Origin of the sequence: Micromonospora sp. L5, from assembly GCF_000177655.2 — a bacterium.
Classification (GTDB): domain Bacteria; phylum Actinomycetota; class Actinomycetes; order Mycobacteriales; family Micromonosporaceae; genus Micromonospora; species Micromonospora aurantiaca.
Map to the genome: position 1 here is coordinate 3200698 of NC_014815.1, position 16090 is coordinate 3216787.

Here is a 16090-nt window from a genome sequence, read left to right on the forward strand (position 1 = left end):
AGCGTGTACGGGTCAGGCGGAGTGAGCGCGCAGCACCCGGAGGCCGCCGCGGCGCTTCACCGCGCGACGCTCCTCTTCGCTCATCCCACCCCAGACGCCGGCGTCCTGACCGGACTCCAGCGCCCACTGCAGGCACTGGTCGGTCACGGGGCAGCGCCGGCAGACGGCCTTCGCCTGCTCCACCTGAAGGAGGGCCGGGCCGGACGTCCCGATCGGGAAGAACAGCTCCGGGTCCTCGTCGCGGCAGACCGAATCGTGGCGCCAGTCCATGGCGGCAACACTCCTCATTCTTAGTGGGTGGCCAGATAACGCTTCGTTGTTGCTATTTCTATATGCGTCCGCATTGCCGAATGGTGACGGTCAGCATCCATCAATTCGGCGCAGCGTGAGCAGGCTGTGGGGTGCCCGGACCTGCTGGAACAGCTCAACCGAACGAGCATATCCAGGCAATGTCCCGGCAACACGAGTTCGCTTGTGAATACTTTCACGAACTACAGCGATGTCAAGGGTGACGCTCGGAAAAACTCCGAACAGTGAGCGGGCTCACCACCCATTTGTCCGGGTTTGCCAGAGCCCTGGTTACCCGGCGTGCCACAGTCGATAATCAATGTAGTACGGTCTGCGTGACGTTGCTGACATTTCCGGCACCCTTCCTCGGCGTGGCGGCCACCGCGCCCGCGCGGCGGGCGGTCCGCGTCAACCGACTGAGATACCCGAGACCTAGCAGATTACTCTCAGTGCGGCCGGTACGGATGTGAATCGGACTTTCTCCCGCTCGCCGAGGTAGTCCCCGTCCAGCTGGAACGGCAACGGCCGGTCCGAGACCAGCGTGAACTCCGCCACGTCGTGCAGCCGCAACACCTGCTTGCCGTGCGGATCCGGTTGCTTCGAGAAGAACTGCACCGCCGTACGGGCCGTGCTGGCGACCCGGAGCCGCCGCAACGCGAGCACGTCGAGCCCGAGATCGAACGACGCCTCCGGGTTCGGGTTGATCTCGCGGTCGCCCAGGTACGTCCACGGCGCGGTGTTCTGGATGATCGCCGTGGCCAACTCCGTCGCGGGCGCCTCACCCGGGCGCTCCAGCGTGATCGACGGGTGGCGGCGGTCCGAGCCGACGAAGTACTGACTCGCCGTGGAACGGAAGTAGAGCGCCGGAGTGGAGACGCGCCCCTTCTTGCGGGCCTGCTCCACCCGGCGGATGACGGCCGCGTCCAGCCCGAAGCCGGCGCAGAACGTGAAGTAGCGGTCGTCCGCACGGCCCAGCCCGATCGTGCGGGACCGGCCCAGTCGCAGCCCTTCCAGGATCATGCTGGTGCCGTCCGGCCACTCCCGGGGCAGCCCGAGCGCGCGGGCGAACACGTTCGTCGAACCGCCCGGCACGGTGGCCAGCGCGGGCAGCCGCTCGGCCGAGGTCTGTCCGGTACGGAACGTCGGCGGCTCCGCCGCCATCAGGCCGTTCACCACCTCGTTGACTGTGCCGTCACCGCCGAGCGTGACGACCAGGTCGACGCCCTCCTGGGCGGCCTCCCGGGCCAGATCCGTGGCGTGGCCCCGTCGGCGGGTGTAGCGCACCGACAGGTCGACTTCACTGCGCAACGCCCGGACCAGCACGTCCCGGCTGCGCTCGCTGGTGGTGGTGGCCTTCGGATTGACCACCAGGACGGCCCGCATGGGCGGCACTGTACCGCGACTACCCACCGGTATCGTGGCGCCCGTGACGATCGACTCCGACCCGCTCCCCGGCACGCTGCGCGCCGCGGTGCTCCTGCTACGTGCCCAGGCGGTGGCGCTGGGGCTGATCGCGGTGTGGCTCATCTGGTCCGACCTCACCGCCGACACGACGGATCTGACCTCGGCGCTGCTGGTGACCGTCTTCGCCGTCGGCGGCGCGGTGGCGCTCTGGGCGCTCGGCGGCGCGCTGTCCCGCCGCCGAGCCGGGGCTCGTGCGCCGGCGATCGTGCTCCAGCTCATGCTGCTGCCGGTCGGCTGGTTCATGATCGAGGGCGGCATGGGCTGGCTCGGGGTGCCGCTGATGGCGCTCGGTATCGGCATGGTCGGGCTGCTGGTGAGCGGGCCGACCAACCGCGCGCTGGGATTCGGCGAGCCGGCCGGCTGAGCGCCGCCCGGTCTTGACGCGGCCCTTTCTGGACCGCAGCCGGGCCTGGGGCGCTGCCGGGCCGTGGCCGCTGCCGGGCCGTGGCCGCGCGTCGGTCAGAAGCCGCGCGTCGGTCAGTAGACGCCGGCGCGGCGGGTCAGCAGCGAGATGGTGGCCCGGCCGCCTGATGCGTGGGCGTTCGCCCCGGTGGTCAGCGCGGTCAGCACCTTCCAGGCGAACGACGACTCGGACGGCAGCGTGGCGCCCCGGACCGTCGGCACCGTCACCTCGACGGTGAGCGCGTCGTCGGTGACCGCGAACCGGCACTCCAGCTCGGCGTCGCGGGTGGCGATGGCGAGCAGCATGGCGCACGCCTCGTCGACGGCGATGCGCAGATCCTCGATCTCGTCGAGGGCGAACTGGAGCCGGGCCGCGAGGCCGGCCGTGGCGGTGCGGAGCACGCCGAGGTAACCACCGTCGGCGGGCACGGTGAGGTGGACGACGTCGTCATCGGTCGTCGGGTGCCCGGTCAGTTGAGTCACGGCTCCTCCCCCCGGTGCGGGACTCTACCCGGTCAGCGGGCGGGGCGCGTGGGCGCGGCCGTCGCGTGCGTCGCTAGCTCGTGCAACGCCGGCCCGGCCAGGCGGTACGGCGTCCACTCGTCCATCGGCGTGGCACCGATCGCGGCGTAGAAGCGGGCCGCCGGGTTCCAGTGGATCATCCACCACTCCAGGCGCTGGTAGCCGCGCTCGACGCAGATCGCGGCCAGCGTGGCGAGCAGCATCCGGCCCGCGCCGGTGCCCCGGGCGTCCGGGCGGACGTAGAGGTCCTCCAGGTAGATGCCGTGCACGCCGGCCCAGGTGGAGAAGTTGAGGAACCAGAGCGCGAAGCCGACCGGCTGGTCCGAGGCGTCGACGGCGACGTGGCCGTACAGCGCCGGGGACGGGCCGAACAGCGCCGCGTCGAGCTGTGCCGTGGTGAGGTGGCACTGCTCGGGCGCGCGCTCGTACTCGGCGAGTTCGTGCACCATGGCGACGACGGCCGGTACGTCCTCGGGACGTACCGGCCGGATCGTCGGAGTGCCGTCGGGCGACGTCACGCCTGCTTGGTCTCCCAGAAGATCTTCGAGATCTCGTCGATCTTCGCCAGCAGCTCGTCGGCCTTGGCCGGGTCGGTGCCGCCCTTGGCGCCGGCCGCGCCGGCCAGCTTGGTGGCCTCGTTGAACAGCTGGTGCAGGTGCGGGTACTTCTCGAAGTGCGGCGCCTTGAAGTAGTCGGTCCAGAGCACCCACAGGTGGTGCTTGACCAGTTCCGCCCGCTGCTCCTTGATCAGGATGGCGCGGGTGCGGAACTCCGGGTCGGTGTTGGCCTGGTACTTCTCGCAGATCATTTTGACCGACTCGGCCTCGATCCGGGCCTGGGCCGGGTCGTATACGCCGCAGGGCAGGTCGCAGTGAGCGCTGGCCGTCACCCGGGGCGTGAGGATGCGGGGAAGGCGCATCAGGGTCCTCCATGGGTTGTTTGCGATGATCCAAGACGACATTACTCCTGGAGACGCCCTCCGGGGCTGGGAGGTGACATGGCGCCCACCGGTGAACCTCCGGCCCTGCGCGGCCCGCTGGTGCCGGTGCTGGTGACCGGCCCGTCCATGGCCCCGACGCTGCGTCACGGCGACGCGGTGCTGGTCCGCACGAAAGGCCGGCCGGTACGCCCCGGCGACGTGGTCGTCGCCGTGTTCCGCAGCCGTCCCGACCTGCTCGTCGTCAAGCGGGCGGTGGAACCCCGCGACGGCGGATGGTGGTTGCGCGGCGACAACGAGTTCGTCGCCGACGACTCCCGCGCGTACGGCGTGGCCGACGTCCGGGGCCGGGTGGTGGCCCGCTGGTGGCCGCGTCCGGGACGGGTCAGGGGACGGTAACGACCGGAGCGGATATGACCCCGCTCACATACTGGGTGCCGAAGCGTGACTATGCTCGAAAAGTGCCCGGGTGACCCCCGCACCGCCGCGCCGCCGGTCGCTGACCACCGCTGACCACGCCGGCCGGTCCGTCTGCTCGACAGATCCTGGAGTCACCATGTCTTCGTCCACCCCGGACCCCGCCGATCCCGTCTTCCGCCTGCACGTCGGCGGCAAGATGGCAGTCGCCTCCACAGTGCCGCTGACCAGCCGCGAGGACCTCTCCCTCGCGTACACCCCGGGTGTGGCCCGGGTGTGCGAGGCGATCGCCGCCGACCCCGCGCTCGTCGACACCTACACCTGGGTGTCGCACACCGTCGCCGTGGTCACCGACGGTTCCGCCGTACTCGGTCTGGGCAACATCGGCCCGCGCGCCGCGCTGCCCGTGATGGAGGGCAAGGCGGTGCTGTTCAAGCAGTTCGCCGGCGTGGACGCGGTGCCGGTCTGCCTGGACACCCAGGACGTGGACGAGATCGTGGCGACGGTCAAGGCGCTCGCGCCCTCGTTCGGCGGGATCAACCTGGAGGACATCAGCGCCCCGCGCTGCTTCGAGGTGGAGCGCCGGCTCGACGAGGCGCTGGACATCCCGGTCTTCCACGACGACCAGCACGGCACCGCGATCGTGGTGCTCGCCGCGCTGCGCAACGCCGCGGCGCTGCTCAACCGCAAGCTCGGTGACCTGCGGGTGGCGGTCAGCGGCGCGGGCGCGGCCGGGGTGGCGGTCACCAAGATGCTGATCGCCGGCGGCGTCGACCCGGACCGGGTGGTGGTGTGCGACTCGCGCGGCATCATCGGCCGGCACCGCGAGCTGACCGGCACCAAGGCCGAACTGGCCGAGCTCACCAACGCCGAGGGCCGCCAGGGCGACATCACCGAGGCGCTGCGCGACGCGGACGTGCTCGTCGGCGTCTCCGGCGGCCAGATCCCGGAGGCGGCGGTGGCCGGCATGGCCCCCGGCGGGATCGTGTTCGCGCTGGCCAACCCCACCCCTGAGGTGCACCCCGAGGTGGCCGCCCGGCACGTGGCGGTGGTCGCCACCGGGCGCAGCGACTACCCGAACCAGATCAACAACGTGCTCGCGTTCCCGGGTGTGTTCCGGGGCGCGCTGGACGCCGGGGCCACCCGGATCACCGACTCGATGAAGGTGGCCGCCGCCGACGCCATCGCGGGCGTGGTGGCCGAGTCGCTGACCGCCGACGCGATCGTGCCGTCGCCGCTGGACCCGCGCGTCGCCCCGGCGGTGGCCGAGGCCGTCGCGGAGGCCGCCCGCCGCGACGGGGTCGCCCGCCGCTGAGATGTAAGGAAGGGGCCCTTCCTAACGCCTCCGGTAGAGGAAGGGCCCCTTCTTAACTGCTGCTCAGCTTGTTACCGTGCCGATCATGCGTGCTGCCTATGCCTCGGCCTTCGACGCCGACAACCCGCTCGCCGCGCTCGCCGTCGGCGACCGTCCCGAGCCGACCCATCCGCAGGACGACTGGGTCACCGTGCAGGTCCGGGCCAGCTCGCTCAACCACCACGACCTATGGTCGCTGCGCGGCGTGGGCCTGACCGCCGGCCAGCTCCCGATGATCCTGGGCTGCGACGCGGTCGGCACCGACCCGGACGGCAACGAGGTGGTCATCTACCCGGTGGTGCCCACCCCCGGTGACCCGCGCGGGGTCTCCATCCTCTCCGAGCACTACCAGGGCACGTTCGCCGAGCGTGTCGCCGTACCCCGGATGAACCTGCTGCCGCTGCCCGACGGCCTGTCGGCCACCGACGCGGCGTGCCTGCCCACGGCCTGGCTCACCGCGTGGCGGATGCTGACCACCAAGGGCCGGGTCGCCGACGGCGAGTCGGTGCTGGTCCAGGGCGCCGGCGGTGGCGTGGCCACCGCGGCCGTCGCGCTCGGCGTCGCGCTCGGCAAGCGGGTGTACGCGACCAGCCGCGACGCCGCCAAGCGGGAACGGATCGCCGAGCTGGGCGCGACCGCGCTGGAACCCGGCGCGCGGTTGCCGGAACGGGTCGACGTGGTGATCGAGACGGTCGGCGCGGCCACCTTCGACCACTCGCTCAAGTCGGCCGCCCCGACGGCCCGGATCGTGGTCTCCGGCGCCACCTCCGGGCACGAGCCCAAGATCAACCTGCGGCGGGTCTTCGCCATGCAGCTGGAGATCCTCGGCACCTCGATGGGCACCCCGGACGAGCTGACCGAGCTGCTCGCGTTCTGCGCCGAGCACGAGGTGCGCCCGGTGGTCGACCGGGTGGTGCCGTTCAGCGAGATCTCCGAGGCGTTCGCCCGGCTGCACTCCGGCGACGTCTTCGGCAAGGTGGTCGTCGACCACACCGCCTGACGCGGACGGCGCGCGGCGCGGGCGGCGTGTTAAGAAGGGGCCCCTTCTCTACCGGAGACGTTAAGAAGGGGCCCTTCCTTACAGGCGGTCGTCGAGGGTGGCCAGGCCGCCCCGGGCGGCGTCGGCGGGGAGGCGCTTCTTCGCCGCCGGGTCGCCGTAGAGCGTCCAGCGGAGGAACTCGACAGTGGTGTCGGCGACCACGCCCAGCGCCTTGCCGTCGCCGAGCAGCGCCCGGCCGTGGTCACCCTTCGGCAGGCTGAGCATCGCCTTCGGCCACGGCACCACGTCGTACACGGCCTTGCCGGCGGCGTACGACACCACCTCGTCGGCCTCGCCGTGCACGAACAGCTGCGGCGCGGCGGCACCGGCGAACGCGGTGCCCACACCGAGCGCGGTGCCGGCGAAGACGATGCCCGCGTCCAGCCGCTCGTCCCGGCCCGCGGTGAACAGCCCGATCGTGGTCACGCCACCGGCGCTGTGCCCGGTCGCGGCCACCCGCTCCGGGTCCAGCCGGCCGCGCAGCGGATCGCCCGCCTTCTCGCCGAGCGCGAGCACGCGCGTCAGCACGTACGACACGTCGGCCGGCTGGTTGAGCACGTCCAGCGGGTTGCCGTCGGTGCCCCGGGAGGTGTGCGGGAAACGCGGCGCGGCGACCACGAACCCGGCCGCCGCCCAGCGGGTCAGCAGCGCCTGGTAGTCCTCCGGCCGGGCGCTGAGCCCGTGGCTGAACAGCACCACCGGGAACCGCCCGTCCGCCGCCGGGGCGGAACGCTCGACCGCGCCACCGGCCGCGCCCGCCGCCGGGTACCAGAGCGTCACCGGCAACGGCCGGTCGCCGTCGCGGTTCAGCTTCACCTGGCGTACGCCGACCGCGAAGCTCTCCGTGGGCGCCTTGCCGGCGGGTACGCGCGGCGCCGGCGTGGCACTGGTCGGTGGGGCGTCGGGGGCGGGCCGCCCGGCCGGGGCGGTGGGCTGCTCCGAGCAGCCGGTGAGGGCGGCGCCGAGCACGGCGGCGGTGATCAGGGCGGCGGGACGACGGCGCATGAACTCGATTGTGCCTCGCGATCGCGGCTACCAGGCCCGGTCAGCGCGGCGGGTGACCGCCCGCTGACGCCCGGAGACGAGCCAGGTCGGCGGCGTCCTTGGCCCGGCGCTGGCGTTCCGGCATCCAGACCGGGAACATCTCCTTGAACTCGATCTGCGCCGCGACGCTGATCACCGGTGCCGCGAGCGTGCCGATCCGGCCGGGCGGCCCGGCCAGCATGCCTTCCGGCAGGGCGGTGCCCGCCCACGGTCCGGCGCCGACGACGACCCGGCCGTCCGCGTCCCGGTCGAGGTACGCGAAGCTCAGCTCGACGTCGTCGCGCAGCAGGTCGAGTTGCGTCGTGGCGGGCATCCGGGGGTCGGGGCGCCAGCCGAGCGCACCGAGCCGGTCGGCCAGCGTCTCGGCGTCGCGCCGCCAGCAGTACCAGTCGACGTCGACATGCGGACGGGTCACCTCGCCGAGGTGGAAGTCCATCGCCCAGCCCCCGCGCAGCCACACGTCGATCCCGCACGCGCCGGCGACGTCGACGACCTCCCGGATCGCCCCCAACTGCCGGCCCGCCACCCCGTCCACCCCGCGCACGCTACCCACCCCGCCCGGACCCCGCTGCCCGCCCAGACCCTCACCCCCCCCGGGGCCCAGACCCGGTCGATCATGAAGTTGGCGGCGACAAACCGGACAGTGAACGCCGTCAACTTCATGATCGACGGGACAAGGGGGAGGGTGGGAGGCGGGAGGTGGGAGGTGGGAGGCGGACGCTTCAGGTGGGGAGGGCGCGGGTGGTGAGGGTGGTGCCGGGCGCTGTCGCGTCGGTGGGGAGGCGGTGCAGGGCGGCGCGGTCGGCGTAGAGCGTCCAGCGCAGGAAGTCGGTGGTGGTGGCGAGCACCTGGGCGAAGCCGGGCCGTCCCGGCGTCAGGTACTCGCCGTGGCCCTGGCCGGTGAGGCTCAGGAAGGCGGCCGGCCCGAGGCAGCGGGCGTACGCGGCCCGGCCGATCGACTCCGGCACGATCCGGTCGGCGCTCCCGTGCACGAACAGCATCGGTGCGAGTGGGCGGGAGAGCCCGGCGACCATCCGGCCACCGGCGATCACGATTCCGGCCCGTAGCGGGGACGGCTGCCCGGAGGCGAACATGCCGAGCGTGGTGTGCCCGCCGGCCGAGTGCCCGGCGGCGGCGAACCGGTCCACGGCCATGTGCGCGCCGAGCGGATCCCCGTGGCGGGCGCCCAGCCGGACCAGATGGCGGATCAGTCGCCAGGCGTCGGCGGGCTGGTTGCGGACGTCGTCGCGGGTGTAGGCGCGGGCGCGCTGGTTCGTACGCGGATAGGTGGGTGCGACCACCACGAACCCGGCGGCGGCCCAGCGGGTGGTCAGCGCGGCGTGCAGGGTGGGCAGGCTGCGCAGCCCGTGGCTGTAGAGGACCACCGGGAAGCGTCCGGCCGCGAACGGCGCACCCGGCCGCACACGCGGTCCGCGCTCCGGGCCGGGGCTCGCCGGTGTGGCGTGGCCGGAGCCGGAGGGGGCCGCGAAGACCGATGGGCGAGACGGCAGGGCCGCCGCAGCGCGCGGCCCGGACACGTCGGACCCGGCGGCGGGAGCGACCGGCGGGTCGACGACGTCAGGGGGTGCGGGGGACGGTTGCGCCGGGTACCAGACGGTGACCGGCAGCGGCCGCCTGCCGTCCGGGTCGAGCGTGAACTGTCGCATCCCGACCGAGTACGGGCGCTCCGGCGCGGGCCCGACGGCGGCCGGGACCGGGTCGGGCGTGGCCACGGCCGGGCCGCAACCGGCCAGCAGCGCCGTCATCAGCGCGGCGACCAGCCGCTGCCCCCTCACACCTGCACGGTAGGCAGCCGAGCGGTCGGCCCGCGCCCGCCGTCCGGGCCGGTCGGTGCCGCCACCCGGGCGGCTCCCGCCTCCACCGGGTGGCCGGGTTTGCCCGATCCCGCCACCCGGATCCGCAGGTGGCGGCCCGGCGGGACATTCCGGTCCGGTCGGCTTCGCTAGGGTCAGCCGCATGGCTGAGAACTACACCGACCCGAGTGGCAACACCGCGCAGTTCCGCGCTTTCGTCGATTCTCCCGAGCCGGCCGCGTCGGCGTCGGCGCCGTCCCGCCTGCCGCTGATCGCCGGCGTGGCCGTCGCCGCCGTCGTGGTGGTCGCCCTGGTCGCCTGGATCGCCCTGGGCTGACCCGAGCTGACCCGGCTGACCCGGGCTGACCCGGGCTGATCCGGCCCGGCCGCGCGGAGGGTCGGGCGGTCAGACGCCGAGCACCTCGCGGGTCTCGCGGGCGATCTCCCGCTCCTCGTCGGTGCCGACCACCAGCACCGCCACCTCCGCGCCGTCCGGGGAGACGACCCGGTCGCCGTGGCCGTCGTTGCGCGTCGGGTCGACAGTGACGCCCAGCCGCTCCAGCCCGGCCAGCGACGCCGCCCGCACCGGAGCGGCGTGCTCGCCGACCCCGGCGGTGAACGCGATCGCGTCGACCCGGCCGAGCAGCGCGTAGTACGCGCCCACGTAGCCGGTGATCCGGCGGCAGTAGACGTCGAACGCCAGCGTCGCGTCCGGGTCACCGGCGTCGCGGCGGGCCAGCACCTCCCGCATGTCGTTGACCCCGGTCAGCCCGAGCAGGCCGCTGCGGTGGTTGAGCAGGTCGTCGATGTCGTCCACGACCATGCCGCCCTCGCGGCGCAGGTGGAAGATGACTGTCGGGTCGAGGTCGCCGCTGCGGGTGCCCATCACCAGGCCCTCCAGCGGGGACATGCCCATCGAGGTGGCCACGCTGCGCCCGCCCTGGACGGCACACGCGCTCGCCCCGTTGCCCAGGTGCAGGGTGATGGTGTTCAGCTCGTCGTACGGGCGGTCGAGCAGGTCGGCGACGCGACGCGAGACGTACGCGTGCGAGGTGCCGTGGAAGCCGTAGCGGCGGACGCCGTAGCGCTCGGCGGTGGCCTTGTCGATCGCGTACGTGGCGGCGGCCTCGGGCAGCGTGTGGTGGAACGCGGTGTCGAAGACCGCCACCTGCGGCGTGTCCGGCAGCGCCTCCCGGGCCACCCGGATGCCGGCCAGGTTGGCCGGGTTGTGCAGCGGCGCCAGCGGCACCAGATCCTCGATCGCGGCGACGACCGCGTCGTCGATGCGTACCGGCGCGCTGAACTTCCGCCCGCCGTGCACCACCCGGTGGCCGACTCCGGCGAGGCCGCTCAGGTCGAGCCGGCCGATGATCTCCCGGACCGCGCTCTCGTGGTCGGCCGGCCCGCCGCCGGGCTCGCCGATCCGCTCGACGGTGCCCTTGTCCAGGACGTCGTCGCCGTCGTACAGCCGGTACTTGACCGACGAGGATCCGCTGTTGAGGACCAGGATGCGGCTCATTCCGACGCCTCCGCGGCGGCCTGGATGGCGGTGATCGCCACCGTGTTGACGATGTCCGGCACTGTGGCGCCGCGGGAGAGGTCGTTCACCGGCCGGTTCAGGCCCTGCATGACCGGCCCGACCGCCACCGCCCCGGCCGAGCGCTGCACCGCCTTGTACGTGTTGTTGCCCGTGTTCAGGTCCGGGAAGATGAAGACCGTCGCCCGCCCGGCGACCGGGCTGTCCGGCAGCTTGGTGGCCGCGACCTGCGGGTCGATCGCCGCGTCGTACTGGATCGGGCCCTCGACCAGCAGGTCCGGCCGGCGTTCCCGGACCAGCTTGGTGGCCGCCGCGACCTTCTCCACGTCGGCGCCGGCGCCGGAGCTGCCGGTGGAGTACGACAGCATCGCCACCCGCGGCTCGATGCCGAACCGGGCCGCCGTGTCGGCCGACGAGATGGCGATGTCGGCGAGCTGGTCGGCGTCCGGGTCGGGGTTGACGGCGCAGTCGCCGTACACCAGTACCCGGTCGGCGAGCAGCATGAAGAAGACGCTGGAGGCGACCGAGACGCCCGGCACGGTCCGGATGATCTCGAAGGCGGGCCGGATGGTGGCGGCTGTGGTGTGGGTGGCGCCGGAGACCATGCCGTCGGCGTGGCCGGTCTGCACCATCATCGTGCCGAAGTAGTTGGGCTGCGCCACGATGTCGTGCGCCAGCTCGACGGTGACGCCGCGGTGGGCGCGCAACTGCGCGTACGCCTGCGCGAACTCGTCCCGCCACGGGCTGGTCACCGGGTCGACGACCTGGGCGTCACCGAGGTCGACGCCCAGTTCCCGGGTCCGCCGGGCGATCTCGTCCGGGCGGCCGAGCAGGGTGATCTCGGCGACGCCCCGGCGCAGCAGCACCTCGGTCGCGCGCAGGATGCGCTCGTCCGCGCCCTCGGGCAGCACCAGCCGGCGGCGCCGGGCGCGGGCCCTGTCGATCAGGTCGTTCTCGAACATCAGCGGGGTCACCCGCGCGGACCGGCTGACCCGCAGCCGGCGGGCCAGGTCGTCGGTGTCCACGCAGCGCTCGAACGCGCCGAGCGCGGCCTCGACCTTGCGCGGGTTGGCGGTGCTGGGGCGGCCCTCGATCCGGCTGGACGCGGCCACCGTGTCATAGCTGTCGCTCGGTACCGACAGCACTGGGAGCCCGGTGTTCATCCGCTCGACCAGGCGCATCGCGCGCGGGTCGGGCTGCTCGCCGAGCGTGAGCACCAGCCCGGCCAGCGACACCTGCCCGGCCACGTGTGCGGCGCCGGCGGCCACCAGCAGGTCCGCGCGGTCGCCCGGGGTGATCACCAGCGCCCCGTCGGTGAGGTGGTCCAGCAGCGTCGGCACGTGCGCCGCGCCCACCACGTAGTCGAGCACGTCGCGGTCGAGCGCGGTCTCGTCACCGGTGAGCACGGTGCCGCGCAGCGCCGCCGCCACCTCGGCCACCGTCGGCGCCGACACGGTCGGCACCTCGGGGATCGCGTACGCGGGCACCGGCAGCTCGGGCAGCGTCATCGGCTCCGGCACGCGGTTGGCCAGCGCTGCGATCACCGTCGCGCCGAGGTCGGCCAGATCGTGGTACGCGCCGCGCAGCGCCGCCGCGATCGTGTCGGGCGTCTGCCCGAACCCGTCCACGACGGGCACCACGACGCTGCCGAACTCGGTCGCCAGCCGGGCGTTGAAGGCCAGTTCACGGGGGCCGGTGCCGTCGCCGTAGGCGAAGTCGCTGCCGACCACCACTATCGCCGGGCAGCGCCGCTCGACCTCCCGGTAGCGGGTGACGATCCGGGAGATCAGCTCCTCCCGGCGGCCGTCCGCGACGAGCGCGCTCGCCTCGGCGTACGTGGCGCCGTACAGCTCGTCGACCGGCAGTTCCATCCGGTAGCGCTCGGTGAGCAGGGCGAGGATCGGGTCGGTGCCGTCACCGGCGACGAGCGGCCGGAACGCACCTATCCGTTCCACCTGGCGGGACAACAACTCGGCCAGGCCGAGCGCCACTGTCGATTTTCCCCCGCCCGAACCAACGCCGGTCAGGTACACGCTGCGCGCCACGGCACCCAACCTACAAGATCGAGGTCACTGCTGCCCGTTCTGCCTGGTCACACCGGCTAGCCAGGGGAGAAGGCGGGATTTTTTCGCATCTACACTTGCCGCGTGGATGGCCCGACCGCACTGATTCCCGTCGTACCGGAATCGCCCCCCGTCTTCGTCGACCCGAGCGGGCGGCGACGCCGGCGGCTGCGCCGTCTCGCCTACTGCGCCGGCGCGGCGGGTGTGGTCTACACGGTCATGGTCGGGGTCAGCTTCGCCGGCGGGCCGATCACCCCGGACAGCGTCATCCCGTTCGTCGAGCCGACCAGCGAGCAGCGGCTGCCCTCGCCGAACCCGCCGGCGTCGCCCGCGCCCGCTGTGACCCGTCCCACGCCGGACGCGCCCGCCGACGTCCGGACCGCTCCGGTGCGGGTGCCGGCCACCTCCGTCGCCCCCGCCGCCACGGCCTCGCCGAGCCCTCGGTACCCACGGCCGACCCGGACCGCCCCGACCGTGCCGCGGACCACCCCGGCGGCCACCACCGCGCCGCCCACCGCCCCCACCGCCGAGGTGCCGCCGCCACCCGCTGTCGATCCACCGCCGGTCGTCGACCCGCCCGCCGACCCCGTCGCGCCGGCCGATCCCGCCGATGAGTGACGAGGCGCCCGCCCGCCCGTCGACAGGTGACCAGCCCACCGCCCCACTGGACCCCCGCCGCGTGCACGCCGCCCGCCGGCACCGGGCCGGGCGGCGGCCGGACGACGCGCCGACAGTCGTGCTGGACGTCCGGCAGATCCCCGGCGCGCGGCAGATCCCCGGCGCGCGCCGGTCCCGTGGGCGGCGTCTGCTGCCCCGGCCGAGCTGGGCCCTGGTCACCATGGTCGTGGTCGTCCTGGCCGGTCTGCTGGTCGTCGAGGCGTACACGAACGCCGCGTTCGTGCCCGACAACCGGGTGACGCCCGGCAGCCAGCGGGAGGTCCCCAGCTCGGTCATCGGGGGCGGCCCGATCGTCAACGTCGGCGCGGAGGGCCGGACCCAGTCGCACCGGCTGCCGCCGCGTACCGTCGCGCTCACCTTCGACGACGGGCCCGACCCGCGGTGGACGCCGGAGGTGCTGCGCGTCCTGGACAAGTACCAGGTGAAGGGCACCTTCTTCGTCATCGGCTCACAGGTCGTCCGCAACCCGGAGGTGACCCGCCGGCTGGTGGCCGAGGGACACGAGCTGGGCGTGCACACGTTCACCCATCCCGACCTCGCCGCGCTGCCGGACTGGCGGCGGGAACTGGAGTACGCGCAGACGCAGCTCGCCGTCGCCAGCACCACAGGCGTCCGGCCGTCGCTGCTGCGGTTCCCGTACTCGTCCCGCGCGGACGCCTACACCGACCGGGACTGGCCGATGCTGCGGCAGGCCGGCGAACTGGGCTACCTCACGGTGGTCAACGACGTCGACAGCCGGGACTGGGAGCTTCCGTCGGTCGAGGAGATGGTCGCCAACGCCACGCCGGACGGGACGGCGGGCACGATCGCGCTCTGGCACGACGCGGGCGGCGACCGGTCCGGCACCGTGGCCGCGCTGGACCGGTACATCCCGATGATGCTGGAGCGCGGCTACCGCTTCACCACGGTCAGCGAAGGGCTCAACCAGACGTTCGCTGCGGCAGGTGTATCAGGCCCGGTCGGCGGGCAGACGGCGGCCCCGCTCGACGAGCGGTGGCGGGGACACGTGCTGGTCGGCGCGGTACGCGTGGCAGACGGCATGTTCGGGATGCTCGGCGTCTTCTTCGTGCTCGTCGGGGTGCTCACCGTCGGCCGGACCCTGCTGCTGTTCGTCATGGCACCACGGCACGCGGCCCGCCGCCGTCGCCGCGACTGGTCCTGGGGGCCGCCGGTCACCGAACCGGTCTCGGTGATCGTGCCCGCGTACAACGAGCGGGAGGGCATCGCCGCGGCGGTCCGCTCGCTGGCCCTGGGCGACCACCCCGGCGGCATCGAGGTGGTGGTGGTCGACGACGGCTCGACCGACGGCACCGCCGACATCGTCGCGGCGCTGCGCCTGCCGAACGTCCGGGTCGTGCGCAAGCCCAACGGCGGCAAGCCGAGTGCGCTGAACACGGGTGTCGCGCTGGCCCGGCACGACCTGATCGTCATGGTCGACGGCGACACGATCTTCGAGCCGGACTCGGTGCGCCGGCTGGTCCAGCCGTTCGCCGACCCCCGGGTCGGCGTGGTCGCCGGCAACGTCAAGGTCGGCAACCGCCGCGGCCTGATCGCCAAGTGGCAGCACATCGAGTACGTCATCGGCTTCAACCTCGACCGCCGCCTCTACGAGACGCTGCGCTGCATGCCCACCGTCCCGGGTGCGATCGGCGCGTTCCGGCGCCAGGCGCTGGAGCAGGTGGGCGGCATGACCGACGACACGCTGGCCGAGGACACCGACGTCACCATCGCCCTCGGCCGGGCCGGCTGGCACATCGTGTACGAGGAGAGCGCCCGCGCCTGGACCGAGGCCCCGACCACCGTCGGCCAGCTGTGGAAACAGCGGTACCGGTGGAGCTACGGCACCCTCCAGGCGATGTGGAAGCACCGGCGCTCGGTGATCGACAGCGGCCGGTCGGGCCGGTTCGGCCGCCGGTGCCTGTCGTTCCTGACGCTGTTCGGTGTGCTGCTGCCGCTGGCCGCCCCGGTGATCGACCTGCTCGCGATCTACGGGCTGATCTTCCTGGATCGCAGCGACACAGTGGTGGCCTGGCTGGCGATGCTCGCGCTCCAGCTCCTCACCGCGGTGCTCGCCTTCCGGCTGGACCGGGAGAAGCTCGGCGTGCTCTGGGTGCTGCCGTTGCAGCAGTTCGTCTACCGGCAGGTGATGTACCTGGTGCTGCTCCAGGCCGTCGGCACCGCGCTGACGGGCGGCCGGCTCGGCTGGCAGAAGCTGCGGCGTACCGGAGACCTCCGGGTCGCCGGGCGGGGCGCGACCGGCTGAGACCCGGCCGCGCGGCGCGTCGGTCCGTCGCCCGGGTCAGTCGTCGTCCGGGTCGTCGAGGCGGGCCAGCCAGGTGGCGAACCGCTCGATCGGGGTCTCGAACTCCGGGTTCAGATCGATGAAGTCACGCAGCCGCTCGCCCAGCCACTCCATGCTGACCTGCTCGTCGCCACGGCGCTCGACCAGCTCCTCGATGCCACGGTCGGTGAAGTACACGGTGTTCCTCTCGTCGTCGTACGGCAGCGGCCCGCCCCGGGTCGGGACGGGC

General features: G+C 73.2%; 18 protein-coding genes. 7 read left to right on the forward strand and 11 right to left on the reverse strand.

Annotated elements, in window-relative coordinates:
• Positions 1-12: 12 nt before the first annotated feature.
• Positions 13-270 carry a WhiB family transcriptional regulator gene (locus ML5_RS15200; protein WP_013288358.1) on the reverse strand — a complete coding sequence of 86 codons (258 nt, stop codon included), beginning with the start codon at positions 268-270 and terminating at the stop codon, positions 13-15.
• 450 nt (positions 271-720) lie between these two features.
• A complete protein-coding gene (locus tag ML5_RS15205) occupies positions 721-1671 on the reverse strand; it encodes a diacylglycerol kinase family protein (protein WP_030271872.1) in 951 nt (316 codons plus the stop codon).
• Positions 1672-1714: 43 nt separating this feature from the next.
• Here ML5_RS15205 and ML5_RS15210 point away from each other — a divergent pair, with 43 nt between their 5' ends.
• Complete coding sequence (locus ML5_RS15210; protein WP_041784529.1) at positions 1715-2116, forward strand: hypothetical protein; 402 nt, start codon at positions 1715-1717, stop codon at positions 2114-2116.
• A 113-nt stretch (positions 2117-2229) separates the two neighbouring features.
• On the opposite strand, the gene ML5_RS15215 is transcribed toward ML5_RS15210, so the two are convergent.
• Genes ML5_RS15215 through sodN form a run of 3 tightly spaced genes read right to left on the reverse strand, consistent with a single transcriptional unit; the run spans position 2230 to position 3595 of the window.
• On the reverse strand, positions 2230-2637 hold the full coding sequence (locus ML5_RS15215; RefSeq protein WP_013475278.1) for an ATP-binding protein: 408 nt from the start codon (positions 2635-2637) through the stop codon (positions 2230-2232).
• Between the two features lie 32 nt (positions 2638-2669).
• Positions 2670-3194 carry a GNAT family N-acetyltransferase gene (locus ML5_RS15220; protein WP_013288354.1) on the reverse strand — a complete coding sequence of 175 codons (525 nt, stop codon included), beginning with the start codon at positions 3192-3194 and terminating at the stop codon, positions 2670-2672.
• A complete protein-coding gene (gene sodN, locus ML5_RS15225; RefSeq protein ID WP_013288353.1) occupies positions 3191-3595 on the reverse strand; it encodes a superoxide dismutase, Ni in 405 nt (134 codons plus the stop codon). The genes ML5_RS15220 and sodN overlap by 4 nt, the downstream gene beginning before the upstream one ends.
• Positions 3596-3673: 78 nt before the next feature.
• Here sodN and ML5_RS15230 point away from each other — a divergent pair, with 78 nt between their 5' ends.
• The 3 genes from ML5_RS15230 to ML5_RS15240 all read left to right on the forward strand — a co-directional run bounded on the left by ML5_RS15230 (position 3674) and on the right by ML5_RS15240 (position 6384).
• Positions 3674-4012 carry a S26 family signal peptidase gene (locus ML5_RS15230; protein WP_013288352.1) on the forward strand — a complete coding sequence of 113 codons (339 nt, stop codon included), beginning with the start codon at positions 3674-3676 and terminating at the stop codon, positions 4010-4012.
• Positions 4013-4169: 157 nt separating this feature from the next.
• Positions 4170-5345: an NADP-dependent malic enzyme gene (locus tag ML5_RS15235; RefSeq protein WP_013288351.1), complete on the forward strand. Its 1176-nt coding sequence runs from the start codon at positions 4170-4172 to the stop codon at positions 5343-5345.
• A gap of 76 nt (positions 5346-5421) precedes the next feature.
• Positions 5422-6384 (forward strand): Zn-dependent alcohol dehydrogenase, encoded by a 963-nt coding sequence (locus ML5_RS15240; protein WP_049800099.1) that lies wholly within the window; start codon positions 5422-5424, stop codon positions 6382-6384.
• Positions 6385-6462: 78 nt separating this feature from the next.
• Here ML5_RS15240 and ML5_RS15245 read toward each other — a convergent pair whose 3' ends face one another.
• The 3 genes from ML5_RS15245 to ML5_RS15255 all read right to left on the reverse strand — a co-directional run bounded on the left by ML5_RS15245 (position 6463) and on the right by ML5_RS15255 (position 9263).
• A complete protein-coding gene (locus tag ML5_RS15245; RefSeq protein WP_013475280.1) occupies positions 6463-7428 on the reverse strand; it encodes a chlorophyllase in 966 nt (321 codons plus the stop codon).
• A 40-nt stretch (positions 7429-7468) separates the two neighbouring features.
• Positions 7469-8011 (reverse strand): nucleotidyltransferase domain-containing protein, encoded by a 543-nt coding sequence (locus ML5_RS15250; RefSeq protein ID WP_013475281.1) that lies wholly within the window; start codon positions 8009-8011, stop codon positions 7469-7471.
• A gap of 178 nt (positions 8012-8189) precedes the next feature.
• Positions 8190-9263: an alpha/beta hydrolase gene (locus ML5_RS15255; protein WP_013475282.1), complete on the reverse strand. Its 1074-nt coding sequence runs from the start codon at positions 9261-9263 to the stop codon at positions 8190-8192.
• Between the two features lie 181 nt (positions 9264-9444).
• Between ML5_RS15255 and ML5_RS32360 the strand changes: the two genes are divergently transcribed.
• Entirely contained in the window at positions 9445-9618 is a 174-nt protein-coding gene (locus tag ML5_RS32360; RefSeq protein WP_013288346.1) for a hypothetical protein, read from the forward strand.
• Between the two features lie 69 nt (positions 9619-9687).
• Here the strand turns inward: ML5_RS32360 and ML5_RS15260 are convergent, their stop codons facing one another.
• Positions 9688-10800, reverse strand: a complete 1113-nt coding sequence (locus ML5_RS15260) for an acetate/propionate family kinase (protein WP_013475283.1) — start codon at positions 10798-10800, stop codon at positions 9688-9690.
• Positions 10797-12872: a phosphate acetyltransferase gene (pta, locus tag ML5_RS15265; protein WP_085983665.1), complete on the reverse strand. Its 2076-nt coding sequence runs from the start codon at positions 12870-12872 to the stop codon at positions 10797-10799. The genes ML5_RS15260 and pta overlap by 4 nt, the downstream gene beginning before the upstream one ends.
• Positions 12873-12965: 93 nt before the next feature.
• Between pta and ML5_RS32550 the strand changes: the two genes are divergently transcribed.
• A complete protein-coding gene (locus tag ML5_RS32550; protein WP_176921721.1) occupies positions 12966-13499 on the forward strand; it encodes a hypothetical protein in 534 nt (177 codons plus the stop codon).
• Positions 13492-15822: a bifunctional polysaccharide deacetylase/glycosyltransferase family 2 protein gene (locus tag ML5_RS15275; protein ID WP_013475285.1), complete on the forward strand. Its 2331-nt coding sequence runs from the start codon at positions 13492-13494 to the stop codon at positions 15820-15822. The genes ML5_RS32550 and ML5_RS15275 overlap by 8 nt, the downstream gene beginning before the upstream one ends.
• Positions 15823-15858: 36 nt before the next feature.
• On the opposite strand, the gene ML5_RS15280 is transcribed toward ML5_RS15275, so the two are convergent.
• Positions 15859-16038, reverse strand: a complete 180-nt coding sequence (locus ML5_RS15280) for a DUF6104 family protein (RefSeq protein WP_013288341.1) — start codon at positions 16036-16038, stop codon at positions 15859-15861.
• Positions 16039-16090: the final 52 nt, after the last annotated feature.

Bases quoted from the DNA above. Each gene is read 5' to 3' on its own strand.
- sodN (WP_013288353.1), bottom strand. From the start codon at position 3,595: ATGCGCCTTCCCCGCATCCTCACGCCCCGGGTGACGGCCAGCGCTCAC.
- ML5_RS15245 (WP_013475280.1), bottom strand. From the start codon at position 7,428: ATGCGCCGTCGTCCCGCCGCCCTGATCACCGCCGCCGTGCTCGGCGCC.
- ML5_RS15275 (WP_013475285.1), top strand. From the start codon at position 13,492: ATGAGTGACGAGGCGCCCGCCCGCCCGTCGACAGGTGACCAGCCCACC.
- ML5_RS15235 (WP_013288351.1), top strand. From the start codon at position 4,170: ATGTCTTCGTCCACCCCGGACCCCGCCGATCCCGTCTTCCGCCTGCAC.
- ML5_RS15205 (WP_030271872.1), bottom strand. From the start codon at position 1,671: ATGCGGGCCGTCCTGGTGGTCAATCCGAAGGCCACCACCACCAGCGAG.
- ML5_RS15230 (WP_013288352.1), top strand. From the start codon at position 3,674: ATGGCGCCCACCGGTGAACCTCCGGCCCTGCGCGGCCCGCTGGTGCCG.
- ML5_RS15200 (WP_013288358.1), bottom strand. From the start codon at position 270: ATGGACTGGCGCCACGATTCGGTCTGCCGCGACGAGGACCCGGAGCTG.
- ML5_RS32360 (WP_013288346.1), top strand. From the start codon at position 9,445: ATGGCTGAGAACTACACCGACCCGAGTGGCAACACCGCGCAGTTCCGC.
- ML5_RS15260 (WP_013475283.1), bottom strand. From the start codon at position 10,800: ATGAGCCGCATCCTGGTCCTCAACAGCGGATCCTCGTCGGTCAAGTAC.